23 protein-coding genes and 1 pseudogene are annotated in these 26,169 nt (G+C 64.1%); 16 read left to right on the plus strand and 8 right to left on the minus strand.

Features of this window, described 5'->3' with window-relative positions:
* The first annotated feature begins 160 nt into the window (after positions 1 to 160).
* The 8 genes from YUA_RS0104510 to YUA_RS50875 all read left to right on the plus strand — a co-directional run bounded on the left by YUA_RS0104510 (position 161) and on the right by YUA_RS50875 (position 10,016).
* On the plus strand, positions 161 to 2,500 hold the full coding sequence (locus tag YUA_RS0104510) for a mechanosensitive ion channel domain-containing protein (protein WP_027529602.1): 2,340 nt from the start codon (positions 161 to 163) through the stop codon (positions 2,498 to 2,500).
* A 102-nt stretch (positions 2,501 to 2,602) separates the two neighbouring features.
* The gene (locus tag YUA_RS0104515) at positions 2,603 to 3,601 is read left to right on the plus strand and encodes a tripartite tricarboxylate transporter substrate binding protein (protein ID WP_027529603.1); all 999 of its coding nucleotides are present in this window, start codon (positions 2,603 to 2,605) and stop codon (positions 3,599 to 3,601) included.
* A 296-nt stretch (positions 3,602 to 3,897) separates the two neighbouring features.
* Complete coding sequence (locus YUA_RS0104520; protein ID WP_084292092.1) at positions 3,898 to 5,550, plus strand: NAD-dependent malic enzyme; 1,653 nt, start codon at positions 3,898 to 3,900, stop codon at positions 5,548 to 5,550.
* A gap of 309 nt (positions 5,551 to 5,859) precedes the next feature.
* Positions 5,860 to 6,252, plus strand: a complete 393-nt coding sequence (locus YUA_RS0104525; RefSeq protein ID WP_027529605.1) for a BlaI/MecI/CopY family transcriptional regulator — start codon at positions 5,860 to 5,862, stop codon at positions 6,250 to 6,252.
* Positions 6,249 to 8,768, plus strand: a complete 2,520-nt coding sequence (locus tag YUA_RS0104530) for a M56 family metallopeptidase (protein ID WP_027529606.1) — start codon at positions 6,249 to 6,251, stop codon at positions 8,766 to 8,768. The genes YUA_RS0104525 and YUA_RS0104530 overlap by 4 nt, the downstream gene beginning before the upstream one ends.
* 101 nt (positions 8,769 to 8,869) lie before the next feature.
* On the plus strand, positions 8,870 to 9,085 hold the full coding sequence (locus YUA_RS43450; protein ID WP_035970448.1) for a hypothetical protein: 216 nt from the start codon (positions 8,870 to 8,872) through the stop codon (positions 9,083 to 9,085).
* Between the two features lie 152 nt (positions 9,086 to 9,237).
* Positions 9,238 to 9,762, plus strand: coding sequence for a septal ring lytic transglycosylase RlpA family protein (locus tag YUA_RS0104540; protein WP_027529607.1), 525 nt, complete (start codon positions 9,238 to 9,240; stop codon positions 9,760 to 9,762).
* 101 nt (positions 9,763 to 9,863) lie between these two features.
* Positions 9,864 to 10,016: a hypothetical protein gene (locus YUA_RS50875; RefSeq protein WP_198029370.1), complete on the plus strand. Its 153-nt coding sequence runs from the start codon at positions 9,864 to 9,866 to the stop codon at positions 10,014 to 10,016.
* A 65-nt stretch (positions 10,017 to 10,081) separates the two neighbouring features.
* Here the strand turns inward: YUA_RS50875 and YUA_RS0104550 are convergent, their stop codons facing one another.
* From YUA_RS0104550 to YUA_RS0104560, 3 genes are all read right to left on the minus strand, one after another.
* A complete protein-coding gene (locus YUA_RS0104550; RefSeq protein WP_027529608.1) occupies positions 10,082 to 10,387 on the minus strand; it encodes a hypothetical protein in 306 nt (101 codons plus the stop codon).
* 138 nt (positions 10,388 to 10,525) lie between these two features.
* Positions 10,526 to 10,798: a hypothetical protein gene (locus YUA_RS0104555; RefSeq protein ID WP_027529609.1), complete on the minus strand. Its 273-nt coding sequence runs from the start codon at positions 10,796 to 10,798 to the stop codon at positions 10,526 to 10,528.
* Positions 10,799 to 10,928: 130 nt separating this feature from the next.
* Positions 10,929 to 13,616 carry an alpha/beta hydrolase fold domain-containing protein gene (locus tag YUA_RS0104560; protein ID WP_027529610.1) on the minus strand — a complete coding sequence of 896 codons (2,688 nt, stop codon included), beginning with the start codon at positions 13,614 to 13,616 and terminating at the stop codon, positions 10,929 to 10,931.
* Between the two features lie 144 nt (positions 13,617 to 13,760).
* Here YUA_RS0104560 and YUA_RS0104565 point away from each other — a divergent pair, with 144 nt between their 5' ends.
* Positions 13,761 to 14,051 carry a hypothetical protein gene (locus tag YUA_RS0104565; RefSeq protein ID WP_245285101.1) on the plus strand — a complete coding sequence of 97 codons (291 nt, stop codon included), beginning with the start codon at positions 13,761 to 13,763 and terminating at the stop codon, positions 14,049 to 14,051.
* 81 nt (positions 14,052 to 14,132) lie between these two features.
* Positions 14,133 to 15,605 carry a carboxylesterase/lipase family protein gene (locus YUA_RS0104570; protein WP_027529612.1) on the plus strand — a complete coding sequence of 491 codons (1,473 nt, stop codon included), beginning with the start codon at positions 14,133 to 14,135 and terminating at the stop codon, positions 15,603 to 15,605.
* 7 nt (positions 15,606 to 15,612) lie between these two features.
* Here YUA_RS0104570 and YUA_RS0104575 read toward each other — a convergent pair whose 3' ends face one another.
* Positions 15,613 to 15,792 (minus strand): hypothetical protein, encoded by a 180-nt coding sequence (locus YUA_RS0104575; RefSeq protein ID WP_027529613.1) that lies wholly within the window; start codon positions 15,790 to 15,792, stop codon positions 15,613 to 15,615.
* A gap of 160 nt (positions 15,793 to 15,952) precedes the next feature.
* On the opposite strand from YUA_RS0104575, the gene YUA_RS0104580 reads away from it, so the two are divergent.
* Complete coding sequence (locus YUA_RS0104580) at positions 15,953 to 16,744, plus strand: class III extradiol ring-cleavage dioxygenase (protein WP_027529614.1); 792 nt, start codon at positions 15,953 to 15,955, stop codon at positions 16,742 to 16,744.
* A gap of 128 nt (positions 16,745 to 16,872) precedes the next feature.
* Here the strand turns inward: YUA_RS0104580 and glgA are convergent, their stop codons facing one another.
* A complete protein-coding gene (gene glgA, locus YUA_RS0104585; RefSeq protein ID WP_027529615.1) occupies positions 16,873 to 18,324 on the minus strand; it encodes a glycogen synthase GlgA in 1,452 nt (483 codons plus the stop codon).
* Positions 18,321 to 19,583 carry a glucose-1-phosphate adenylyltransferase gene (gene glgC / locus YUA_RS0104590; RefSeq protein ID WP_027529616.1) on the minus strand — a complete coding sequence of 421 codons (1,263 nt, stop codon included), beginning with the start codon at positions 19,581 to 19,583 and terminating at the stop codon, positions 18,321 to 18,323. The genes glgA and glgC overlap by 4 nt, the downstream gene beginning before the upstream one ends.
* 339 nt (positions 19,584 to 19,922) lie before the next feature.
* Here glgC and YUA_RS0104595 point away from each other — a divergent pair, with 339 nt between their 5' ends.
* The 4 genes and pseudogenes from YUA_RS0104595 to YUA_RS0104615 form a co-directional block, all read left to right on the plus strand.
* A complete protein-coding gene (locus YUA_RS0104595; RefSeq protein WP_027529617.1) occupies positions 19,923 to 20,357 on the plus strand; it encodes a hypothetical protein in 435 nt (144 codons plus the stop codon).
* 394 nt (positions 20,358 to 20,751) lie between these two features.
* Positions 20,752 to 21,597, plus strand: coding sequence for a CmcJ/NvfI family oxidoreductase (locus YUA_RS0104605; RefSeq protein ID WP_027529618.1), 846 nt, complete (start codon positions 20,752 to 20,754; stop codon positions 21,595 to 21,597).
* Between the two features lie 103 nt (positions 21,598 to 21,700).
* Positions 21,701 to 22,015: a septal ring lytic transglycosylase RlpA family protein gene (locus tag YUA_RS0104610; protein ID WP_027529619.1), complete on the plus strand. Its 315-nt coding sequence runs from the start codon at positions 21,701 to 21,703 to the stop codon at positions 22,013 to 22,015.
* 68 nt (positions 22,016 to 22,083) lie between these two features.
* Positions 22,084 to 22,386: pseudogene (locus YUA_RS0104615) on the plus strand (gfo/Idh/MocA family oxidoreductase); the annotation flags it as partial.
* A 177-nt stretch (positions 22,387 to 22,563) separates the two neighbouring features.
* Here the strand turns inward: YUA_RS0104615 and YUA_RS43455 are convergent.
* Complete coding sequence (locus YUA_RS43455; protein WP_156947050.1) at positions 22,564 to 22,800, minus strand: hypothetical protein; 237 nt, start codon at positions 22,798 to 22,800, stop codon at positions 22,564 to 22,566.
* Between the two features lie 434 nt (positions 22,801 to 23,234).
* Entirely contained in the window at positions 23,235 to 24,545 is a 1,311-nt protein-coding gene (locus tag YUA_RS0104625; RefSeq protein WP_027529621.1) for an ABC transporter substrate-binding protein, read from the minus strand.
* A gap of 468 nt (positions 24,546 to 25,013) precedes the next feature.
* Between YUA_RS0104625 and YUA_RS0104635 the strand changes: the two genes are divergently transcribed.
* Positions 25,014 to 26,144: a sugar ABC transporter substrate-binding protein gene (locus YUA_RS0104635; protein ID WP_027529622.1), complete on the plus strand. Its 1,131-nt coding sequence runs from the start codon at positions 25,014 to 25,016 to the stop codon at positions 26,142 to 26,144.
* Positions 26,145 to 26,169 lie beyond the last annotated feature (25 nt).

The following is a 26,169-nucleotide window of genomic DNA, read 5'->3' on the forward strand; positions in this document are numbered from 1 at the left end:
GGTTCCATCACATCTGCGTTGCAGCAAATGCCAAGAGATGGTCGCCTGATCGGCAAACTTCCGACACATGATCAGAGCGAATAGCGCTGATCCGGCATGACGCAGTGCTTCGCGCGGTCACGATTCCGCCGGCGCATTTCATTTATTTTGGGGAATCCGCGTGTCGCATAAGCTTGCCTCGGCGCTTCTCGCCGCCTTCTTTTTCGCCATCTCGCCGCTCTCCGCCGTCCGCGCCGAGTCGGCTGGTCCGGCGCCCGGCAATGCCGCCGTACTGTCGCCTGACGAAGCCAGGCGGGCGCTGGAGACGCTTCAGGACGACAGGAAGCGCGCGCAAATGATCGATACGCTGCGCGCGATCGCGAATGCATCCGGTCCGCAGCAGCCTGCGTCGCCTGCGCCCGAGCAGAAGTCACCGATCCCGCTATCGGCTGACGGCCTCGGCGCGCAGCTGCTGCTCACGGTGTCCGAGGAGATTGGCGAGATATCGCGCGATGTTGCCGACATGGCGCGGACGCTCACGCATTTTCCGGCGTTCTATTACTGGATCGTGCGGACCGCGAATGATCCTGACGCCTATAATCTCCTGATCGAGATCGCCTGGAAGCTGGCTCTGGTGTTCGGCTGCGCGCTTGCGGCCGAATGGGTGATTGTCCGCCTGATCCGGCGTCCGGTCGCTTTCCTCGAAGGCCGAGTGCCGCAAACCGCGCGCCTGCCAGCGCAGGCGCTGCCCATCGCCGATCCACCGTCATCGGTCGCCGACGTCACGCCCGAACCGGAATTGCACAAGCGCCGGCACAGCCTCGCGCGTGTCTGGCAGCTGTTGCTGCGGCTGCCTTTCGTGCTGGGACGATTGCTGTTCGAACTCCTCCCGGTGGTCGTTTTCGTCAGCCTCGCGACCGCACTGCTTGGAACGGAGATCGGCGAACCCGCAACCGTCCGCCTCGTGATCCTCGCGGTGGTCAACGCGTATGCGTTCTCGCGCGGGCTGATTTGCGTCGTCCGTGCGCTGGCCGGGCCGTTCGGCTTGTTTCCGGTGCGCGCCGAGACCGCGGCCTATATCGAGATCTGGGCGCGCCGCATCGTCGGCGTCGCGGTGACCGGTATTGCGTTTGCCAATGTGGCTCTGCTGCTCGGCCTGCATCGCGCCGGCTACGCAGCGCTGGTGCGCATGGTGATGCTGGTCGTTCATCTCTTCGTCGTCGTCATCATCCTGCAATGCCGACGTCAGGTCGCCGATGCCATCCGCGCGCCGGCCGACCGGCAGGGGCTCGCGGCGCGCCTGCGCAACCGCATCGCCGGTGGCTGGCATTATCTGGCCATCGCGCTCGATCTGGCGCTGTGGGCAGTCTGGGCGCTGAACATCCGCAACGGCTATTCGTTGCTGCTGCAATATTTCGTCGGCACCATCGCGGTGGTGCTGATCACGCGCGTCGCGATCATGGTGACGCTGAGCCTGATCGACCGCGGCTTCCGCATCCAGCCGGAAATCCTCCAGCGTTTTCCGGGACTGGAGATTCGCGCCAACCGCTATCTGCCGCTGCTGCGCAAGATCGTATCCGGCGTGATTGCCTTCATCGGCTTCGTCGCCGTGCTCGAGGTCTGGGGCGTCGATGCCATCGTCTGGTTCTATGGCGGCCAGATCGGCAGCCGGCTGCTCTCGGCGGTGGCGACGATCGGCATCGCCGTCGCCATCGCTGCGGCAATCTGGGAAGCCAGCAATGCGCTGCTGGACCGGCAGATCAATACGCTGTCGCGCGACGGACATTATGCCCGCGCGGCACGCCTGCGCACCTTCCAGCCGATGCTGCGCACGGCGCTGCTGTGCCTGATCGCCACCGTCGTCGGGCTCACGACGCTGAGCGAAATCGGCGTCAATGTCGCACCGCTGCTCGCCGGTGCCGGCATCGTCGGCATTGCCATCGGCTTCGGTTCGCAAAAGCTGGTGCAGGATCTCATCACCGGCCTGTTCCTGCTCCTGGAGAATACGGTCCAGGTCGGCGACACCGTCAGCGTGTCGGGCCTGTCAGGCGTGGTCGAGAACGTCTCGATCCGCACCATTCGGCTGCGCGCCGGCGACGGCGCCGTGCACATCGTGCCGTTCAGCGCGGTGACGACCATCACCAATGCCAGCCGCGGCGCCGGCAATGCCTCCGTCAGTGTCAATGTCGCCTATAAGGAAGACACTGATCGCGCCGGCCAGATTCTCAAGGACATCGTCGAGGAGATGCGCCGTGAGAGCGAATTCCGCCCGCTGATCCGCGGCGATCTCGAGCTTTGGGGCATCGACAAGGTCGATGGCGCGATGGTGTCGATCGTCGGCCAGATCCGCTGCACGGAAGCCGGACGCTGGCCGGTCCAGCGCGAGTTCAACCGCCGCATGAAGCAGCGCTTCCAGCAGCACGGCATCGAGGTCGCATCCGCGACCCAGACCATCTTGATGCAGATCGCGCCGCCGGCCGATGTCGCGACCAATCTGACGCCGCGGCGGGCGGCCGGATAACAGCGCCGCAAATTTCCGGCTTGCCTCCGCTCACGCGGCAGCGTTCACTCGCCCTCCAGTCCGCTGATGACATGCGGGCGACAAGAAGCTTGGGAGAGAGTGATGCGGGGGCTGTGGGCCGGATTGCGCGGTCATGTGATCGTCATTTGCGCGTTGATCGGATGTGCTGCATGGAGCGCACCCGGCCACGCGCAGCCATTCCCCTCCCGCCCCATCACTTTGGTGGTCCCGTTCGCGGCCGGCGGGCCGACCGATACGCTGGCGCGGATCCTGTCGGAACGGATCGCGGCCGAACTGCATGCGACCATCGTGGTCGAGAACGTCGCCGGCGCCTCCGGCAGCATCGCGGGCGCCCGTGTCGCGCGGGCAACGCCTGACGGCACGACGATCACCATCGGCCATTGGGGCACGCATGTACTCAACGGCGGGATCTTGAAGCTGCCCTATGACGTGGTCACCGATTTCGAGCCGGTGGCGCTGGTCGCGATGGGCACGCAGCTGATCGTCGGCCGGAAGTCGCTCGAGGCCAACAATCTGAAAGAGATGATCGCGTGGCTGAAGGCCAATCCCGGCAAGGCCACCGCGGGGACCGCCGGCGCCGGCACCGGCGCGCATGTCGCCGGCGTCTTCTTCAAGGAGAAGACCGGCACCGACTTCCAGTTTGTGCCCTATCGCGGTGCCGGGCCCGCCATGATCGACCTCGTCGCCGGACAGATCGACATCATGTTCGACCAGGCCTCGAACTCGCTGCCGCAATACAAGAACGGCGCGATCAAGGCGTTCGCGGTGACATCGCCCACGCGGCTCGCGTCCGCGCCTGACATTCCGACCGTCGACGAGGCGGGCCTGCCCGGTCTCTACATCTCCTATTGGCACGGCATCTGGGCACCGAAGAACATGCCCAAGGAGATCGTCACAAAGCTCAACGCGGCCATTGTCGCGGCGCTTGCCGATCCCGCCGTCAAGCAGCGCTTTGCCGAACTTGGCCAGGAGATTCCGCCGGTGGACCAGCAATCGCCGACCGCCCTCGGCGCCTTCCAGAAGGCCGAGACCGAGAAATGGTGGCCGATCGTAAAGGCTGCGGATATCAAGCCCGAGTAGCTGCGCGGGCCACAAGCGCTTCCCTCATCGTGAGGAGGCCGCGCAGCGGCCGTCTCGAAGGATGGCCGCGAGCGAGGGCCTTCATGGTTCGAGACGGCGCTAACGCGCCTCCTCACCATGAGGAGCGAGAGAGTCGCACGACGTTAACCTTTGCGCAGTGCGCAACTACCGATCCGCACGAAGATCTCGCTGCGGTGCGAGATCACAATCGCGGCCTGAGGGGCAACGTCCTTGATCTCAAGGGAGCGCTGGCCGACAATGTTTGCCCTTCAATAAGAAACTCCCTGGGGGATTTCGTGAATAGACCTGCTCGGGTCAGCGCCCAACCGACCTCATCCGATTCCGCGCAAGGCATGACGCTGCTGCGCGATCCCCTGCTTAACAAGGGCACGGCCTTCACCGAGGTGGAGCGCGCCGCGCTCGGCCTGCGCGGCCTGCTGCCGCCTTGCGTGCTGACGATGGAGACGCAAGCTCAGCGCATACTGACCAATCTGCGCACGCTGCCGACCGACCTGGAAAAATACGTCGCGCTGAATGCGCTGCACGACCGCAACGAGGCGCTGTTCTTCCGCGTCGTGGTCGACAACATCGACGAGATCCAGCCGATCATCTACACGCCAACGGTCGGGCTCGCCTGCCAGAAATACGGCCTGATCTTCCAGCGGCCGCGCGGCATGTTCATCTCCTCGCGCGATCACGGCCAGATCGCCGAGATCCTGAAGAACTGGCCTTATCCGGCCAAGCTGATCGTCGTCACCGACGGCGAGCGCATTTTGGGACTCGGCGATCTCGGCGCCAACGGCATGGGCATTCCGGTCGGAAAGCTCGCGCTCTATTCGGCCTGCGCCGGTGTGCATCCCGAGCATTGCCTGCCGATCGTGCTCGACGTCGGCACCAACAATGAAGAGCTGCTCAACGATCCCTATTATCTCGGCCTGCGCGAGCGGCGGCTCACGGGCGAAGCCTATGACAGCTTCGTCGACGAGTTCATGACCGCCGCGCGAAAGGCCTTTCCCGGCGTGCTGATCCAGTTCGAGGATTTCGCCAACCATTCCGCGTTCAAGCTGCTGCACAAATACCGGGATGAAGCCTGCGTCTTCAACGACGACATCCAGGGCACCGCAGCGGTTGCGCTCGCCGGCCTGTTCTCGGCGTTGCGCGTCAACGGCGGCAAGCTCAGGGATCAGCGCATCCTGTTCCTCGGCGCGGGCGAGGCGGCAACCGGCATCGCCGATCTCGTGGTCTCCGCCATGATGGCGGAGGGCGCAACGGAAGCCGAGGCGCTCCGCCGCAACTGGCTGGTGGATTCCCGCGGCCTCGTCGTCGGCGGCCGCGCTGGCCTCTCTGGGCACAAGCTCCGTTATGCCCACACGGATCAGGCGCCGATCGCCGACTTCCTCACCGCGATCAAGACGCTGAAGCCGACGGCCATCATCGGCGTTGCCGCGGTCGGTGGCGCCTTCACGCCCGACGTGCTCAAGGCGATGGCCGAGCTCAACGTCCAGCCGATCGTGTTCGCGCTGTCGAACCCGACCTCGAAGGCCGAATGTTCGGCGGAGGATGCCTATCGCTACACCGAGGGCCGTGCGCTGTTCGCCTGCGGCAGTCCCTATGATCCCGTCAAGCTCAATGGCCGCACCTTCGTGCCGCGGCAGGGCAACAACTCCTACATCTTCCCAGGCGTCGGTCTTGGCGTCATCGCCAGCCGCTCGCGGCTCGTGACCGACGAGATGTTCATGGCGGCAGCCCATACGCTCGCCAATTGTGTCGGCAAGGACGACCTCGATCAGGGCAGCCTCTATCCTGCGCTGCCTCGCATCCGCGAGGTCTCGGTCCTCATCGCGGCGGCCGTTGCGGATGTCGCCTATCAGCGCGGGCTCTCGGACGGACCCGCGCCCAACGACGTCAAGGGCCTGGTCCGGTCGCAGATGTACGAGCCGAAGTACTGAACCAGCCCAAGCCTGTCGCTTAAATTAGTTGAAGGCTGCCGGGAGAGCTCGGCCTGCATGGTTCGAGACGCCCGCTTGGGCGGGCTCCTCACCATGAGGGTCTGGGATCTCGCAGCAAACGCGACCTCATCCTGAGGGCCCGCCGCAGGCGGGCGTCTCGAAGGATGGGCCGCCAGGCAAGCTGCCAGTCACGTCTTTCCGCGTGCGTGCCAGCTCTGCCGGTCAGGCCGGAATCGTCGTTGTTTGCCGTCGCCTAATGTGCGACGGTCCGTAGCGTTACAAGAATCTCAAGCCGTTAGGTAAGCCACCATGGACGATCGTTTGCCCGACCTGGGCGACCTCGAGCACGAGGTCATGCAATTGGTATGGGCCCATGGGCCGGTCACGGCCGAAATCGTGCGCGAGCGGCTGTCGCGGCGCCTGAAGGAATCGACGGTGCGGACGGTGCTGCGCCGGCTGGAAGAAAAGGGCTATGCTCGCCACACCGTGGACGGACGCACCTACGTCTATCAGGCCGTCGAAGAGCGCGCCCGCGTCGCGGCCAAGGCGGTGCAGCGCATCGTCGACTGGTTCTGCAATGGCTCGATGGAGGAGGTCCTCGTCGGCATGGTGGATAATGCGATGCTCGACCAGCAGCAATTGCGTGCGCTGGCGGATCAGGTGGCCAAGGCGAAGAAGGCGAGGGGAGCGAAAAAAGAATGATCGCAGCTCTGGCTGAGGCGGCGTTACGCTCCTTCGCGCTGGGAGGCGTCGTCTGGATCGGTCTCATCCTGTTTCGTGTGCGTAATCCGCACGTCCACATGACGGCGTGGGTGGTCGTGCTCTTGGCATCGCTGGCGATGCCGTTCGTGATGCATTGGCCGACGCTCACCATCGACCGGCTGCCCTTGTCCGTGCCGATGCCGGACGAGTCTTGGCCGGCCGATTTCGTGATGCTGGAGCACCCGCAGCCGTCCCTGCCGGTCGCCCCCAATGCGGCCATCGCGCCGATGGTGAAGCGAGGTGTCTCGATCGACTGGTGGATGGTCGCCACCACCGTCTATGCGTGTGTCGCCGGCCTGTTGCTGCTGCGGCTCGCCATCGGCCTCTGCCTGACCTGGCGTCTGGCGCGCGCGGCGAAGCCGGTGAAGAGCCGTGAGATGATCGATGCCGATGTGCGCGTCAGTCGCGACGTCGGCGGCCCCGTCACCTTCGGCTCGACCATTCTGGTGCCGCCGCAGTTTTTCGGCTGGGATGCGAAGAAGCGCCTCGCGGTGCTCGCCCATGAGGGCGCGCATGTCGCCAACCACGATTTCTACGTCCTCTTGCTCGCCTCGCTCAACCGCGCGATATTCTGGTTCAGCCCGTTCTCCTGGTGGCAGCTGGCGCGGCTTGCCGAGCTTGCCGAGATCATCAGCGATGCCCGGGCGATCGAGATGATCGACGACCGGCTGTCCTACGCCGAAATCCTGCTCGACGTCGCGGCCTCCGTGAAGCCGCAGCCGATGGAGCTTGCGATGGCGCGGGCTTCGACCGTGCGCGCGCGGGTCGAGCGCATCATCGCAGCCGCCGCCATGCCCGTCGCGGTCGGTTGGCGCAAGCGGCTGTGGATCGCGGCCGCGATCGTGCCTGCCGTGATCGCGTCGGCCGGCATGATCGCCTATCGCACGCCCGACCCCGCGCCCGGCGGCACCGATCTCGGCGATGTGCCGGCGCAGCATTACCGTCCGTTCGTCAATTTCTACGCCATGGGCCCCGCCTCGGTGTTTGCCATCTTCCGCGAGGGCGACGAAATCTACGGGCAGCTCACCGGGCAACGCAGGCTGCGCCTGACCGTCGCGAACGACGGTACGGCGGCCTATGCGGCGTCGTTCGGTGAGGTCACGTTCCCGATCGATGCGGAGCGCCGCTCCTCCGAATTGATGCTGCATATGAATGGCCGCGACGTGCGCGCCGTTCGCGTTGCCGAGATGCCGGCACCGGCGACTGATCCGGTGTCGCTCGATCACTATGTCGGCTGGTACAAGGTCGGGCCGAACCGCGTGCTCACCGTGCGGCGCGATGGCGATCGTCTGCAAGTGCAGGAGACCGGGCAGGGCCGAACGCCTGTTCTTGCCGAGGGGGCCGATGCCTTCTCCGTCCACGGCGATCATCTCCTGATCTTCCTGCGCGATGATGTGGCCGGCGTCTCGCGCGTGCTGGTCCAGAAGGCCACCTCCGGCGCCCGCCTCGCGCAGCGGATCGATGCGGCGCAGGCCCAGGCGATCGAGGCCGACTTCGCGCGCCGCCTCGCGGAGGTGCCGGATCGGTTCAGGGAGCAGGTCCCGGCTGCGGGCAGCAAGGAGACCATTCTTACCGGGATCGAGGATCTGCGCCGCGGCACGCCAAACTATGATCGCATGAGCGCGCCGCTCGCCGCCAACATCCACCGACGGGTCGACGAATTGCGCGCGACGTTCACGGCGCTCGGCGCGGTCGAGTCGATCTTTTTCCGCGGCGTCGGGCCCGGCGGCTACGACATCTATGGCGCCAAGTTCGAGAACGGCACGGCGGAATTTCGCCTGCTGCTGGAGCCTGATGGCAGGGCAGGCGACGTGATCTTCCGGCCCGACGGCAATGACGAGCTCGGTGGCATCGTCCCCTGCTCGGAGGAAGCAAGCGTGCGCGGTCGCGCCGGCACCTCGCCGATCAGAATCATGCTCTATAACGAGACCGACGACGATATCAAAGTCTTCAATCTCGGTGCGGACGGCGAGCGCAAGGCGCAGAGCGTTGTCAGGTCCGACATGACCTGGGTCGCGCTGACCACCGTGAACAATCCCTGGGTCATCGCCGACAAGTCCGGCAAGTGCATGGAAATCCTGGTGCCGGGCCGGCAGACCCGCTTCCACAATGTCGAGGCCTCGAATCTCGGTGCCCGGCCGGGGCGCGCCGCGCGTCGCGCCGTTCCGATCGCCAATGGCGAGGCGATGCTGCGGCAGTATCTCGAGGGCATCGGCAAGGGGCAGCCCGACTATGACCATATGACGACCGAGGTCGCCAACATCACGCGTCAGCAGCTTCCGTTCGACCAGGCCATCCTGGCGCGGCTCGGTGCGTTGCGCGCGGTTTCTTTCCGTGGCGTCACGGCGCTCGACAGCGACATCTATGTCGCCCAGTTCGCCAACGGCTCGGCGGAATGGCGCATCGGTGTCAGGAACGGGACGATCACCAAGATCGCGCTCGGGCCGAATTTCTAGCAGCGCAGCGCGCCAGGACAGCGCCGCGATTGGGTCAATCGCGGCTTGCGCATGATTGCTGCGAGTGCTACGATGTGTAACACAACGTTAGGTAGCCGGCTGTGAGCCGCCGGGATTTTGGCGCGGCCTTCGCAAAGCTGACCGGGTTCATGATGTGCACGCTGACGCAACGGGAGCTCGACTTTCTCACCAGCCTGAAAACCGGCTGGAGGCTGCTCTATCGGCGCGAACTGATGCGGCTCATCAGGGGCAACGTCGAAGCCGGCGAGCCGCGGCCGGAGGCGCGGCCGATCAGCCGGCGCGTCGTATCAGGCTGATTTTCCGCAGGTTTGTGTCGATTCAGGACAGGTAACTGTGGCGAATTCATCACAGCCGGCGCGAAACCACGGCGGCCCCAGGGCCGCTTTTGTTCAGCCAAGGTTCTGCCCTCATTGCCCACCGAAACTTGGGGTTGTTCGGAGGGCGCATCATGTCCCGCTTTGCAAGTGCCGAAACTGCCCGGATCTCGCTGGCAACCTCGTCTCGGTTGCTGCTCACCATCGTCGGCGCCGCATCGCTCGCCGCCTGCGCACAATCACCGGTTGGCCGGCAGAGGGCCGATCTCGCGCCCGCCACAAGGCAAGCCACGATCGTGCGTCCGCACAGGGTGGCGGCGCTGCATCCGCGTCCGATCTACAGGCCGCATCGGTCCAGCGACACAGCGAGCGCCAAGCCGACCGCCTCGCATGGCGTAGCCAGCTTCTATTCGGATACGGAGACCGCGAGCGGCGAGAAGTTTGACAAGAACGAATTGACCGCGGCCCATCCGAGCCTGCCGTTCGGCACCAGGCTGCGTGTGACCGATGTTTCCTCCGGCCGCTTCGTCACCGTGAGGGTTAACGATCGCGGGCCCTTCGTTCGCGGACGTGTGGTGGACATCTCGCCCTCCGCGGCCGAGGCGCTCGGCATGGTCGACAAGGGCGTGGCCAATGTGCGGCTCGACGTCGTGCAATAAGACGTTGTTCATCGACGTCGGCGCGCCCCGCTTAACCGGCTGTTAGCTGCTCTCCCGCACCATGGGTGCCCGGCAATTCGGGGCTTTGGGGGAGACGGCGCTTGACCACGATCCAGTATCTTGAAGATCAGGCGGCGCGCGCCGAGCGACTTGCCAAACGGATCACAGATACGCTGACGATCGAAAAGCTCCTGACCTTCGCCGGCGACCGCCGCCGCGAGATCGAAGTCATCGCCGGCCGCCGGCGCGCCTGACGCCGTTGGATTCAGAGCGCATTTTTGTTGCCTGGGATTTCAAGCGTGTCGCGATGACAATGCGCTCAGCTATGGCTCTCGACGAAATCGCTGAGATAATCGGGTAGCGTCACGCCATCGATATCGCAGCGTGCCTGGATTTCACCGGCAACATCAGTCGAGATGTCCTTCATCCAGTGCTCGAGCGTGTTGAACGAGATCACCTTGATGGGGTCGTTGAAGCAGCCGGCGACGAGCTCGTTGATCGCGGTGTCGAGGTCGCTTCGTTCGACACGGATTTCAGTTGCCTCGTCGCGGCGATCAATCACCACGAACATTGTCTGGTCTGCGCCATAGGGCACGACCGGGGATGGTACGCCAGCTTCAAGCATGTGAGCGTCTCACGCCTTGGCTTTCCGATCCCCGTTAACGGGAAAAACCGGAAGAAGGTTCCTGCGCAAATCAAAAGGCGCAGGTAAGACGTTTGTCGTACGTGCGTGGCGGCGGTATTCGCCTATGCTCAGATGCGCTCAGAGAAATTCTCTCAGCCGCGACAGCTCGAGAACGTGCTCTGGCGAGAGGATGTCCGTCACCAGCGGCGGCTGCGGCGCCGTGTGGATCTCATAGAGATGCCGGGTCGGCGCGGGCTTCGCCATGAAGGCGGAGATGCACTCGTCCAGCGTCCCTTCGCTCACCTGATAGGATGCGCGGTCCGGCCGGCGCTGGTTTCCGAGCGAGGGCCATTTATGCAGCACGGCGAGCGCGCCGAAATCGACCTTTGATTCGACTGATACGCCACCCATCGTCCCCGCCTCACGCAAAGAGAACCCCAGCACGCAACCTCGCGTGCCAGGGTCCATTACCCATCGCTATATCTCAGTGCCACGTGGCAATAACGCGTCGGCCGGGAAAAGGTTCCCGGCCGACGGCGTCTTAACTCGCGGCTGCTGCGATTTGGTGTCCTGGGCTCGCTTGGCCGTGGTTGATGTCGTCGCCGCGGCTGACCTCCGGCGGAAGCCCTGCAAAGCGTCGCAGGGCTTGCGCCATCTGCACCCGTCCCTGGACGCCAGTGATCACCACGTCGACCATCACAAAGGACGAGTGGAAATGGCCGCGCGCCCCAAGTTGCTCGACCCGGACGCCGGCGGCCGCCATTGCCTCGGCATAGGCGATGCCTTCGTCACGCAACGGATCGAACTCGCAGGTCACCACGTAGGCCGGCGGCAGGCCCGCGACCTTGCCGCGCAACGGCGAGACGCGCGGATCGGTGCGGTCGGCCGGTGAGCAGTAGAGGTCCCAGAACCAGTACATCAGCGACCGCGTCAGGAAGTAGCCTGTCGCATTGTCGTTGTAGGAGGGCCGGTCGAATGTGCAGTCGGTCACCGGGCATACCAGCAACTGGCCCGCGATCTCCGGCCCGCCGCGGTCGCGCGCGAGCTGGCAGGTGACGGCGGCAATGTTGCCACCGGCGCTCCAGCCTGCGACCAGCACCGGTCCGGGCTTGCCACCGAGCTCGGCCAGATGCTCGGCGATCCAGCGCGTCGCTGCATAGCCGTCCTCGGCCGCGGTCGGGAAGCGGTGCTCCGGTGCGTGGCGATAGCCGACGCTGACGAAAATCAGGCCGGTCCGGCGCACCATGTCGCGGCAGAACGGTTCGTCCGACTGCTCGTCGCCGAGCACCCAGCCGCCGCCGTGGAAATAGACCACGACCTGATGCGGCCCCGGCGTGGCCGGCTTGTAGACACGATAAGGCAGCGGGCCATCGGCGCCGGGCAGGGTGCCGTCGACGATATCGCCGATCGGCCGTCCCGCGGGCCGGCCCTTGTTGAACTCGTTGACGAAGTCGCGCGCCCCGATTGCGCCCATCGATTCGATCGGCGGCAGGTTCAGCGACGCCAGCAGGTTCAGCACCAGCCGCACGTCCGGCTGCAGCCGCACCACCTCGCCGTCATTGCATTGCGCGGCGACGTTGGGGCCGGTGAGCTTGAAGCCGAGCATGCCGCGGTTCGTGACCTCGTCGCAGATGCTGCGATAAGGACCGACGCCGCCGGTGTAGGGCATCAGGCCATGCACCTTGCCGGGCACGTTCGCGCCTGTGTACCAGGTGTTGGCGAGCCGGTGCAGCGTCACCATCGAGCAGTCAGCCATGTGCCGGCCCCAGCCGGCCTGCGCCGTCTCGGTCGGCTCGATCGTCGTGAAGCCGGCATCGCGCAGTGCGGCCAGGCGATCGACGACCCAGTCGACATGCTGTTCGATCGACACCGCCATGTTCGACAGCACCGACGGACTGCCGGGCCCGGTGATCATGAAGAAGTTCGGAAAACCTTCGACCGTGAGACCAAGATAGCTCTGCGGCCCCTGCGCCCAGACATCGGTGAGCGACTTGCCGTTGCGCCCGGCGATCGGATGCACGGCGCGGATCGCGCCGGTCATGGCATCGAACCCGGTCGCGAACACGATGATTTCGACATCGACGTGACGTTTGCCGGTGGTGATACCGCTCGCGGTGATCGCCTTGATCGGCTCCTGGCGCAGATTGACCAGCGTGACGTTCGGCCGGTTGTAGGTCGCATAGTAATTCGTATCGAGGCAGGGGCGTTTCGCGCCGAAGGGATGGTCGTGCGGTGTGAGTGCCGCAGCCGTTTCGGGATCCTTCACTGCGGCGCGGATTTTTTCCCGGATCAGGTCTGAGACGATGTTGTTGCCGTCGAGATCAACGCCCTGATCGGCCCAGAGCTGAGTCAGGATGTGGACGAGATCGCCCGCGGCCCAGGCGCGTTCGAACCGCTCGCGACGCTCGGTATCGCTCAATTGCCAGCTCACCACCGTCTGCTGCGGATAGGGCACGCCGCTCATCGACCGGCGCGCCTGCTCGCGATAGGCCGCGCGGTCGCTCTGGAACAGGTCCCTGCGATCGGCCGGCGAGGGGCCGTTATGCGCAGGCAATGCGAAATTCGGCGTGCGCTGGAACACGGTCAGATGCGCGGCCTGCTCGGCGATCAGCGGGATCGACTGGATGGCCGACGAGCCGGTGCCGATCACGGCAACGCGTTTTCCGCCGAGATTGACGCCGTCATGCGGCCAGCGTCCGGTGAAATAGACCTCGCCCTTGAAGTCCTTGACGCCGTCGATCTCCGGCGGCTTTGGCGCGGAGAGGCAGCCCGTAGCCATGATGTAGTGGCGGCAGGAGACCGGCGCGCCATTGTCGGTGCTGAGCTGCCAGCGTTCGGCTGTCTCGTCCCACTTGGCCTCGGTCACCTTGGTCTTGAAGCGGATATCGCGGCGCAGATCGTAGCGATCGGCGACGAAGCCGAGATAGCGCAGGATCTCGGGCTGTGCGGCGTATTTCTCCGACCAGGTCCAGGCCTTATCGAGTTCCGGGTCAAACGTGTAGCTGTAGTCGATGGTCTGGATATCGCAGCGCGCACCGGGATAGCGGTTCCAGTACCAGGTGCCACCGACGTCGCCGGCCTCTTCGAGACCAACGGCCGAGAGGCCGGCCTTGCGCAGGCGATGGAGAAGATAGAGGCCGGCAAATCCGGCGCCGACCACGGCAACATCGACTCGTTGAGCTGTTCCATTCGCCGCTTTGGACTCACGCGCGACCATTGCTTCCGGCATGCATTCCTCCCGTGTATTTTGTTTTGCCGGCAGGCTAGCCCTGCAGGCTCGGCTTGTCATCACAGCAAGTGCAATCTTCGGTAGTCGTTTGCAGCTCATCGTGGTGACGCGAACGTTGCTTCAATGCACGCACCGCGATGCACAATGGCCGTGATTACCCGGGCTAATCATGGACGATCCGCCTGTGTATGCTTGCGGTTACAAGCCGCGCGTATCCAGGGCGTCATGACAGAGCTGAGTGAGCGAACCAAAGCGAACATGGACGTCGTCCTGGAAGAGACGTGCCGCCAATTGCCGCACGGCGGCGATCATGACAGCCGCAGGTTCATCGCCGAGCGCCTGATCGAGGCCGCGCAATCCGGCCATTCCACGCTCGGCGAGCTCGGCATCATCGCGCGGCGTGCACTGGCGGAGATTATTGCCAAGGGCAATTAGCTTGGCACCGCAGAGCTTGCCTCGCCGTGAGCCGCAGACGTAACCTGCAAAGGAACTTTTCCGCACCTCGAGACCCCCAAGATGCGGTGGCTGTTTACACTCGTTGCGGCCTCATCATTTCTTTGCTGCGCCGGTGCCGCCGTCGCGCAGGCGGTCGGCCAGTTTCCATTTGCGTTGACGCGCGAAGGCCAGATGCTCGGCGCTGTCGAAGGCGAGGTGGCGTCCTTCAAGGGGCTCGTCTATGCGGCGCCCCCGGTCGGCGCGCTGCGCTGGCGTCCGCCGCAGGCCTTGCCCGAGAGTTCGGAGATGAGCATGGCCTACGACTATGGTGTGCCCTGTCTCCAGCCATCGATGCCGGCCGCGCGTGAGGATTGCCTCACCCTCAACGTGTTTCGTCCCTTTGGCGTCGACGGGCCGCTGCCGGTGATGGTGTTCATCCATGGCGGCGGCTTCGTTACGGGCACCGCTAGCAATCCGTTGTTCGACGGCTCGAGGCTGGCGCAGGCCGGCCTCATCGTCGTGACCGTGAACTATCGTCTCGGCGCGCTCGGCTGGCTCACGCATTCCGCGCTGTCGGAAAGCGGCTCCGGTAATTTTGGCCTGATGGATCAGATCACGGCGCTGCGCTGGGTGCACGACAACATCGCGGCCTTCGGGGGCGATGCGAACAACGTCACGCTGTTCGGCAACGGCGCCGGCGCGACGTCGATCGCGCTTCTGATGCTGTGCGCGCAATCACGCGATCTCTTCCAGAAAGCCATTCTGCAATCAGTGCCCGGTCGCTCGCGCCTGCCGTCGTCGCAGGAGGCCGAGGCCGTCGGCCGACAGTTTGTCGCTGCGCTCGGGCAAGAGACGGATCTGCGCGCCGTCGAACCGGCGCGTCTGCTCGCTGCTGAAAAGCGTCTGCTGGACAAATCGCCACGCGGCTTTGCGCCGGCGGTGGATGGTAACCTGGTGACGGAAGACATCGCCTCCGGATTTGCGACGGGACATGAGAGCCGCATTCCCCTGATCATCGGCTCGAATGACGATGAGACCCGCTTCGACAGCGAGCTGGAGGTCAAGGAGATGCTGTCCGCTTCGGGCGAGAGCATCGATGAGCTGCGCAAGCTCTATCCTGATGTTGCCAAGCCGTCAGACGTTGCGGCAAGCTTCTATACCGACAAGGTCTTCTCCGAGCCGGTGCGAATGCTCGCTCGGCTTCATGCCGCGACCGGCGCGCCGACCTTCCGCTATCGCTTTGGCTATGTGCCGGAAGCCCGGCGCGGCATTCCGGACGAAGGCCACGGGCGCGAGTTGCAGTTCATCTTCGGCGTGGAGGGCGTGCCCGGTGCGGGCATCTTCTCGCGACGGGACCGCGAGGTCGCAAACCGCATGCGGGCATACTGGATCAACTTTGCGAAGAGCGGTGATCCCAACGGTACCGAGCTGCCGCAGTGGGATGCAGCCTCGGACCGCGACCATTTGCTGCTGATCGCGAACGATCGCATCACGAGCCGCGACGACCCCTGGTCGGAGCGTCTGAACCGGCTCGCCGGCGGCAGCAAAAAATGAGTTGGGCTTAGGCCGCGAGCTCGACGCGCGGTGCCGGGCTCAGCCGGTCTTCCTCAAGATGGTCCATCGCGCCGTCCTTCTCGACGGCGTAGAACTGCTGGCCATCCTTCGTCCTGTAGGCGGCACGGACCACGCCGCGGCGGCCCTTGTCACTGTTGACGACGTCCCCCAGCGCAAACTTCTTCATCTCACGTCTCGCTTGTCTTCTGGCCGATTCCTTCGGCCACGGCTGGATTGTGGGCGGCAAATCGTTAACGACTTGCTAACCATACCGGTTTGCCTATGCTCGCCGCGGATCGCGCGGGCAGTTCACACGCGCATGTTGTCAACGAAACGAGCCGGCACAAATGACGCGACTTCCGACCCTGTTCCTGTCCCACGGCGGTGGCCCCTGGCCCTTCATGGAGGATCGGCGGGTGCAATATGCCAAGACTGCTGCGGAATTCGGCCGGCTGCCGCAGCTTCTGCCGGCGGGGCCGAAGGCGGTGCTCGTCATCACCGGCCATTGGGAGGCTGACGCCTTCACCGTGTCGACCTCGGCGCATCCGCCGATGGTGTACGACTATTACGGTTTCCCCGAGCATACCTATCACATCACATATCCGGCGCCGGGCCAGCCCGAGCTTGCTGCGGAGGTGAGAGCGCTGCTCAAGCATGCAGGTCTCGATTGCCAGGAGGATGCCAATCAGGGTTTTGATCACGGCACCTTCGTGCCGCTCGGCCTGATGTATCCGAACGCCGACATGCCAATCGTGCTGCTGTCTCTGAAGTCGAGCTACGACGCGGCCGAGCACATCAAGGTCGGGCAGGCGATCGCCTCGTTGCGCGACGAGGGCATTCTGATCGTCGGCAGCGGGCTCACCTATCACAACATGCGCGGTTTTGGCCGCGCGGAGTCGAAGCCGGTCTCGTATGATTTCGAAGCTTATCTGAACGAGGCGATCGGCGCGGATGCGGCGCGCCGCAACGCGATGCTGGTTGACTGGGAGAATGCGCCGAGCGCGCGCCTTGCCCATCCGCGTGAGGATCATCTGCTGCCGCTGATGGTGGCGGCCGGTGCGGCGGGCAGCGACGTCGGCAAGCGCGTCTTCGTCGACGAAGTCGCAAGCGTCGCGATGGCGTCGTATGTGTTTGGATGAATTCGTAGGGCGGATTAGCGAAGCGTAATCCGCCATCGCGCCGCAACAAAGCTGGCGGATTGCGCTTCGCTAATCCGCCCTACGGATCGCGCAAGCTCAACCGTATTTTATTCGGCTGCAGTCAGGCCTCAGCCGCGGCGGGACGCCATCAGGCTGCGGTAAAGCGCGGCGTACTCGCCGGCGCGGTTGCGCCAGGAGACGTCGGTCGCAAGCCCGCTCAATTGCAGTCGTCGCCAGGTCGGCTTGTCGTGGAAGGCGGCATTCGCCTTGCGCAGGGTGCTGGCGAAGGCGTCCGCCGTCACGGGGCCGAACTTGAATCCGGTGGCATTTTGTCCGGCCTCGCCGCTATCGACGATGGTGTCCTCGAGGCCGCCGACGCGGGAGACGATGGGGACGGCGCCGTAGCGCAGCGCGCAAAGCTGGGTCAGCCCGCACGGCTCGAACCGCGACGGCACGAGGAGCGCGTCTGAGCCGGCCTGGATCAGATGCGCCAGGATCTCGTCATAGCCGATCATGACTCCGATCCGGCCGGGATTGGCGCGCGCCGCGGCCTGATAGCGATCCTGGAGATCGCGGTCGCCGCTGCCGAGCAGCGCAAGCTGCATGCCCTGGTCCAGGATCGTCGGGATCGCCTCGAGCAGGAGGTCGAGCCCCTTCTGCCAGGACAGCCGGCTGATGACGCCGAGCAGCGGCGCCTCGTCGGAGGAATCGAGATTGAACTGCTGTTGAAGCACCGCCTTGTTCGCGGACCGGAACGTGAGGTCCTGCGCGCCAAAGCGATAGGCGATGTGTGGATCGGTTTGCGGATTCCACACTTCGATGTCGATGCCGTTGAGGATGCCGCTCAGCACATTCGCGCGTTCGCGCAGCAGGCCGCCTAACCCCATGCCGCCTTCGTCGCTCTGGATCTCCCGCGCATAGGTCGGTGACACCGTGGTGATGCGATCGGCAAGTTGCAGGCCGGCCTTCAAAAAGCTGATGCCGCCGAAATATTCGAGGCCGTGGACGTCGAACGACGCGTCCGGGGGCAGGCCGATCGCGCCCGTCAACGCGCGGTCGAACTTGCCCTGATAGGCCATGTTGTGAATGGTCATCACCGTGCCGGGCCGCGTCGTGCCGTCATAGTGCAGATAGGCCGGCGCGAGCCCGGCCTGCCAGTCATGGGCATGCACGACATCTGGAACGAAGGCCGCGACGAGACCGTGGCCGATATCGGCGGCGACGCGCGACAGCGCCGCGAAACGCAATCCGTTATCCGGCCAGTCGACACCCTCGGCGGTGACGTAGGGATTACCCGGCCGTGCATAGAGATGCGGCACGTCGAGCACGAACAGGTCGAGCCCGTCATGTGAGCCGGCGAGCAGGCGTCCAGGCCCGCCGAAATAGTCCGGCCAGCGCCGGATTTCATCGGCTCCCGAGAGCAGCCGCATCACGTCCGGGTAGCCCGGCATCAAGGTGCGCATCTCGACGCCGTGCGCCTTCAGCGCAATCGGCAGCGCACCGGCGACATCCGCGAGGCCGCCGGTCTTGACGATGGGGTAGACTTCAGAAGCGACCGCGAGGACGCGAACAGGCGTCATGTATTGAGCCTGTCGATCATCGTCTGGGTGATCAGCGAGATGCCCTGCTCGGTGGTGCGGAAGCGCTTTGCGTCGAGCTCGGGATCCTCGCCGACGACAAGTCCTTCGGGGATCTCGATGCCGCGGTCGATCACGACGTTCTTCAGCCGCGCGCCGCGTCCGACCTGAACGTAGGGCATGATGACGGCGTTCTCGACATTGGCATAGGAGTTGATGCGCACGCCGGTGAACAGCAGCGAGCGGCGCAGCGATGCGCCGGAGATGATGCAGCCACCGGAAACCAGCGAACTTACCGCCTGGCCGCGCCGGCTTTCCTCGTCATGGACGAATTTCGCGGGCGGCGTGATCTCCGCATAGGACCAGATCGGCCAGGAGCGATCGAACAGATCGAGCTCCGGCACCACGTCGGTCAAGTCGATATTGGCGGCCCAATAGGCGTCGACGGTACCGACATCGCGCCAATAGGCGCGCTCGTCGCTGCCGGAGCGGACGCAGGAGGTCGAGAACTGGTGCGCGATGGCGCGGCCGTTCTTGACGATGTAGGGGATGATGTCCTTGCCGAAATCGTGGTTGGAGTGCGGGTCCTCGGCGTCGCGCTTGAGCTGGTCGAACAGGAATTTGGCGTCGAATACGTAGATGCCCATGCTGGCGAGCGAGACGTCCGGCTTGCCCGGCATCGGCGGCGGATCGGCGGGCTTCTCCAGGAACGACTGGATCCAGCCGTCCTCGTCGATATGCATGATGCCGAAGCCAGAGGACTCCGTCCTCGGCATTTCGAGGCAGCCGACCGTGACGTCGGCACCGCTGTCGACGTGCTGCCGCAGCATCACCTCGTAGTCCATTTTATAGATATGGTCGCCGGCGAGCACGACGATGAAGCGGCAGGCGTGGGACTCGATGATGTCGATGTTCTGGTAGATCGCATCCGCCGTGCCGACATACCACATGCTTTCCGAGACACGCTGGCTCGCAGGCAGGATGTCAAAGCTCTCGTTGCGCTCGGGCCGGAAGAAGTTCCAGCCCATCTGCAAATGCCGGATCAGGCTGTGCGCCTTGTACTGGGTGGCGACCGCGATGCGGCGGATGCCGGAGTTCACCGCGTTCGACAGCGCGAAATCGATGATGCGGGATTTGCCGCCGAAATAGACCGCGGGCTTGGCGCGCCGGTCGGTCAATTCCAGCAGCCGGCTGCCGCGCCCGCCTGCCAGGACGAACGCAAGGGCCTGACGGGCAAGCGGCTCATTTCCGGCGGCACTCATGTCATCCTCCCACGTGTCTGGCGCAAGCTCAGGCTCTCGCGAAGTGCCTTCCGGCCGCGCATCGTTGGAACCGATAGTAACGGTACCAATAGTAAATCGGGAAGGTGCTTGTTGGTTGCGAATGCATGGGAAGCTTAACGCTTTGCCGCGGCGCGGAGGACCTTCGGCGCCGTCGTCCCGTTGTCATATCGGCGCGGCGTATCCGCGTCGCGTTATCACAATTGAGGCATGGTCGGGCATCTTGTGCGGTGCACGCGAATTCGAGACTCAACACTGGGGATGCCCGATCATGGCTTGCGATCCTTTTCCGAACGAAAACGTCAGACAGGGAGTGAGACGATGAGTGTCTGGAAAACGGCAATTGCCTGTTCGCTGACGGCCGCGGTGGTGGCCGGCCAAATCGAGCAGGCCTCGGCGGCGCCGATGCCGACCAATGTCGCGACCATGAAGGCGGCTGCGGGCGACGATGTCACCCAGGTGTACTGGCGGGGTCGTGGCTGGGGATGGGGTCTCGGCGGCCTTGCGGCCGGCGCGATCATCGGCGGCGCCATCGCCAGTACCTCACCTTACGGCTACGGTTATTATGGCGGCGGCCCGTATTACGACGGCGGCTATGAATATCCGGGGCCGGGCTACGGCTATGCGCCGGCGTACTATGGTTATGGACCTGGCTACGGTTACGGCTACCGTCCTTACTATCGGCCGAGCCCGTACAGCTATGGTTACTACGGGCCTCGGGCGTATTACCGTCCCTACTACAGGCACTATTGGTGAACTCGCGGGCCGACACCGGTCTCTCTAGAGCGACAGCCACACGATCAGGCTCATGCAGGCGAGATGCGCGAGCACGATCGCGGCGAGATGCAGCGGGCCGGCTGTGAGGCGAAGCCTGTGCATCCCGCCGCCTTCGTCACGGCAGTGGCTCTCAGCAACATGGGCCTCGGCTCAGCAGCGCACCATTGCGTGATGCGTCCGGGGCACGAGACCTCACAAAGTCATCAAGCGCCTGTGAGGTAGGAACGAGACTTCCAACCCGATCGCTTTTCTCGAAACATTCCTTCTGTGCTTAGAGCCGACAACAACACCCCCATTGCTATTTGCACCCCTCCCTTGCACCACGCCGCATCCCGTCAAAAATCATTCAGACGACCACATCGGGAGACCGGCCATGGGCCTGCAAGAAACGAAAATCGAATCGCTTCCCTTCGTTACCGCTGAACTCAATTACCTCGCGCCGGTGTCCGGCAAGCCACGCACCTACGCCTTCGATCCGCCGCCGGGTGAGCCGAAAAGCACCTCACTGCCGGAGCCGCATCAGGTCCCGATCTTCGACGCGCGCCTCATTGCCGAAAACTTCTCGCTCGACCGTGAAGGCTTTGCGCTGGTGCGCCATCCCAATCAGGTGAAGGACTTTTACAACGACGAGGAAATACGAGCGGTGTATTATCCCGCCGTCGAGGCCTTCCTGCGCGCAACGCTGAAGGCCGATCGCGTCGTCATCTTCGATCATACCGTGCGCAGGCGCGTCGAGGGTGCCCCGGATATTCGCGACGGTGGTCCGCGCCAGCCTGCCACGCGCGTGCATGTCGACCAGACCGCCGTCTCCGGCGCCAACCGCGTGCGCGAGCATTTGCCTGACGAAGCCGAGGAGTTGCTCAAGGGTCGCGTGCAGGTCATCAACCTCTGGCGGCCGATCCGCGGTCCCTTGCGGGACTCGCCGCTTGCGATGGCCGACGGAACGACCGTTGCACCCGACGATCTCGTCGCGTCCGACCTGATCTATCCCAACCGCCGCGGCGAGACCTATTCGGTGAAGTACAATCCGAACCACCGCTGGTTCTATTTCCCGGAGATGACAGCGGACGAGGCGCTGCTGCTCAAATGCTATGACTCAGCAACCGACGGCCGCACGCGTTTCGGGCCGCACACCGCCTTCGTCGATCCGACCACGCCGCTGGATGCAGCGCCGCGCGAGAGCATCGAGGTGCGGACGCTGGTCTTTCACAAACAGTAACAATGTGTGATGGCACTGCCGGGCATTGCCCGGCAGTGCTTTGGGAACCAAGAGGAACCGGCCGACGTTGCAGCGCGGGGCAGGGCCAACCGGGAGCGGTGCCGTGCGAGCGCAGCCGACGCTATTGTTGTGTCTGACCACTTTTTCGCTTTCTGCATTTTCCGTCGCTCACGCCGAAAGCGGACTTGCTTCATATTATGGATATGGGAAAGCCGCGAGGAACGGCGAGCTGACCTGCGCGCACCGGACGCGCCCGTTCGGCAGCGTGCTCAGGGTGTCCTACAGCGGACGCACGATCCAGTGCCGCGTCAATGACCGCGGTCCCTTCATCCGCGGCCGCATCGTCGATCTGTCGGTGCCCGCCGCCCGTGCGCTCGGCATGATGAGCGCCGGCGTGGTGCGGGTCTCGGTGGAATAGCGCTGCCATCGCGCTATAGTGCCGCCCAAAGCAAGGGGAGGGGCGCTATGGCCAGGATCAAGGTCGGACTCAAGCAGGTCGAGGCGAAGGCGCGTGGCGAGACCATCAAGGTTGCTAGCGTCACCGGCGATGTCGGCAACGTCACGGCCGGTCTCAAGCCGGAGGAGCGGACCTACATCAAGGCCAATCCGGTCGATGTCGAGGATTGGGGCACGCTGACGGCGACCTTCTCCGACGGCACCAAGGCCACCGTGGAATGCGCCGCCACGGGACGCCAGCCGCTGTCGGATCTCGCGCTGGCCTGCGAGACGATCAAGGTGAACTACGCCGGCTATTGGGCGGTGGAGGAGGGACGGCGGGTGGTGTTGTAGAACGCCGACACAGGTTCGCTGCTATCAATCTCGCCGCCTACCAGGCTCCGGCAGCCATCATCACGACAATGGTCAGGCAAGAGAGGCAGGCAATCGACGCAGCATAGAATTCGGGCGTATTCAATGTTGCCTCCTGAAAATGTCCTGCCCTTCTAAGATACTGTTCTCGTGGCGTGATTATTCCCTCGCGCGCTTCAATTCGGCTTCGTGTTGCGGGTCCATCCCATCCGGATCGGCGGGATCATCGTCCGGCAGAAAATGTTTGGGATGCTTGCCTGTGAGCAGAAGCTGCTTGCGCATTTCAGCAAGGCGGGCGCGGCAAAATTCCTTGTAGAGCAGTTCGAATATGGCGGGCATTTTTGACCCCCATCGTTGAAATTCTACAATCTGAAAATTTGCTAATCGCCGCTGCATGGCTCGGTCATGCGAGCCGGTGTCGACTAAGACAAGCCAACACTGAAAGCGATCGGTTGATCGGTTTGTACGCACGAAGACGAAGCAGGGTTGATTATCTAGATCACACTATAGAAGATTTTTATTTCAATAAGACTTCGTTTCACAACCTGTGCGGGCCGCCTTGCGGCAAAAATCCAACTACAGCGCGAGGAGCATAACCACTGGCTGCGAGGGCCTGGGTCTGCAACGCCATCCGGGGGTGCGCGGCTCTTCTTACCCTCCCCTGGAGGGGGAGGGGCGATCGCGCGAAGCGCGAGCGGGGTGGGGTGATCTCTCCAATCGGGCAGCGCCCGCGAGGAGAGAACNCCCCACCCCGCCACGCATTCCGCTTCGCTGCATGCGTAGCGACCCTCCCCCTCAAGGGGAGGGTGACGACAAGCACCGCAACTTCACTAAGCCCCGTACGTCGATCCCTTCGGCAGTGGAAATACCGGATCTTGCGTGCGGATGTTGGTCGGCCACACCACGGAGATGTGCTCGCCGGCGTTCTGCATCACCACCGGCGACGAGCGTTCGTTCTGGCCGGAGAGCGGCGTGCCCGGCGGGAAGAATTTTACGCCGTAGCCCTGGATGGTGCCGCCGGGAGGGATGTCGACGTCGAGCGCGGCCTTGCGGATGGCCTCCGGCTCGAAGCTGCCATATTTCTCTTTCGCCACCGGCAGCACGTTGTTGAGCAGCACCCAGGTCTGGTTGAAGCCCATCGAGCAGTGCGGCGGGACGTCGGTGGCGCCGGTCTTGGCCTGGTAGCGCGTGACCATGGTCTTGATCAGATCGCCCATGCCGGGTGCAAGCTTCGACGGATCGAGCAGTTGCGCCGGCACCGGATCGATGTTGCAGAAATTGTCGATGTCGGCGCCGAAGGTTGCGCGCAGCTTGTCGAGCTGGCTGTAGCCGGCGCCGGCGCCGAACAGCATCTTGAAGCGCAATCCGCTTTCCCGCGCCTGGCGCAGGAAAAGCGTGATGTCGGGATTGTAGCCGGCGTGCGAGATCACATCGACCTTGGCGCGCTTGAGTTTTGTGACGAGCACCGAGAGATCGGGGGCGGAGGCCGAATAGCCCTCGCGCAGCACCACCTGGATGCCGGCCTCCTTGGCATAGGCCTCGTCGGCGGCTGCCACGCCGACGCCATAGGGGCCGTCCTCGTGAATCAGCGCGACCTTGACCTCCTTCGCCTCCATGCCGAGCTTGGCCTTGGCATGCTCGGCGATGAAGCCGGCAAACGCCTGGCCGTACTGGTCGGAGTGGATCTGCGCGCGAAACACATATTGCAGGTTCTTGTCCTTGAACACGGCGGTCGAGACCGCGGTCGTGATCCAGAGGATCTTCTTCTGCTGCTCGACCTTCGCCGCCATCGGCACCGCATGCGCGCTGGAGTAGACGCCGTTGATGATGTCGATCTTTTCCTGGCTGATCAGGCGCTCGGCTTCGTTGATGGCGACATCGGCCTTGCTCTGGGAGTCGGCGGGGACGGGCACGATCTTGGCCTTGCCGCCGATGCCCCCCTTCTCGTTGACGAGATCGATGGCGATCTGCGCGCCGACCGACGAGGCGACCGAGCCGCCCGCGGCGAACGGTCCGGTGAGATCGTAGATCAGGCCGATCCGTAAATTCTCGGCTTGCGCCTGAGCCCTTGTCCAATCGAGGCTGAGTGTAGCGGCGGCGGCCGCCGTATCCTTCAGCAGCTGCCTGCGTGAAGTCGGCATCCTATCCCTCCCTCCGAACCGTCGTTTGCGACTGGCTTTATGCTTTTTTGCGAGTATTTGGAGGGCGCTTGCGAAAGTCAACATGCACCGCACCAGGCAGTTCGTGGCCGGCTGTGATCAGATCGGCATTTTTCCCTGAGTATCATTCTTTTCGCGCGGCGCTCATGGAGAGGGCCGCTCTGCGCTCCCTCAGCACCGATCGTTCGGTGCTCCGCATCAAGCCGGACGCGAACATCCACTTGTCACGCGTGCGCTTTCAGCTGTACCCGACGCCATATCGTCTCCCGCAATTGTGATGGTTTCGCTCCCACGCGCTCGCCGCAGGCCAGGCTTACGACCGGCATTCGGCTTGTGCGAATTGGAGGTTGCGTGCCATCCTGGCGGGGTAAATTGCACGGGAAGCTCAATTCCCGGCTTGGCCATTGCGCCGCGTTAAGGGTGGAACACAAAAGCTTAGGGAGGAGAGACATGGTGTGGACGCTTCGTTTTGCGGGGCTGGCTTGCGCTGGCCTGTTGCTGTCCTCGGTCAGTGCGTTGGCAGGACCCAAAGTCGTGTCCGGGCCGGGCGCCGATCCTGGATGCTTCAAGCCTTGGTCTGCCCAAACCAAGTTCTTCCAGTGGGACAAGAAGCCGGGTCCCTACAAGATTGCGCTCGTCAACGGCTTCGTCGGCAACACCTGGCGCATCCAGATGGTGAAGACCGCAAAGGCCTTTGCGGCGCAGCCGGGCATCAAGGAGAACATCAAGGAGTTCAAGGTCGTCTCGACCGGCACAGATGTTGCAGCGCAACTCGGCGCGATGGAGGACTTCATCAATCAGGGTTTTGACGCCATCGTCACCATCGCGGTGGCTCCCGACGGCTTCGACCGCATCATCCGCCTCGCCGACAAGAACAACGTGGTCGTGGTCCCCTTCGACAACATCCTCGACACCGACAAGGTGATGATGGTCAACGAGGACCAGAAGGAAATGGGTCGCATGTCGGCGAAGTGGCTCATCGATGAGAGCGGCAAGAAGGCGGGCGACATCCTCGAAGTCCGCGGCCTGCCGGGCAATTCGGTCGACCGCGACCGCCATCTCGGCTTCCGCGAAGTCATGGAAGCTCCGGGCAACAGCTTCAAGATCACCGAAGTGGTCGGCAATTGGGACACCGGCACCTCGCAGAAGGTGACGGCGGACGCGCTCGCGGTGCACGGCCATTTCGACGGCGTGTTCACGCAAGGCGGCTCCGACGGCACCGTGCAGGCGATGATGTCGGCCAAGCATCCCTTCGTCCCGATGTCGGGCGAGGGCGAGAACGAGTACCGCAAGCAGATCGCCGATCACGCCAAGGACGGGCTCAAGGGCATGTCCTACGGCCAGTCTCCGGCGCTGGTCGCCATCGCCACCAAGGCGGCGATCTCCGCGTTGCAAGGCAACGTCATGCCGCAGCTCATCTCGATCCCGATCCCGGTTGCGACCTACAAGGATCTGAAGCCCGGAACCAATTACTGGCCGGACCTCAACGCAAACTTCTTCGCGCCGAACCAGTTCACGCCCTGCGGCGTCAACTTTACGGCGCCAGAGATCATGTCGCAGAGCGAAAAGAACACCCAGTGAGCGCACTGGAGATGTCCCGGTTGCG

Source organism: Bradyrhizobium sp. WSM3983, from assembly GCF_000473045.1.
In the GTDB taxonomy this organism is placed as follows: Bacteria; Pseudomonadota; Alphaproteobacteria; order Rhizobiales; family Xanthobacteraceae; genus Bradyrhizobium.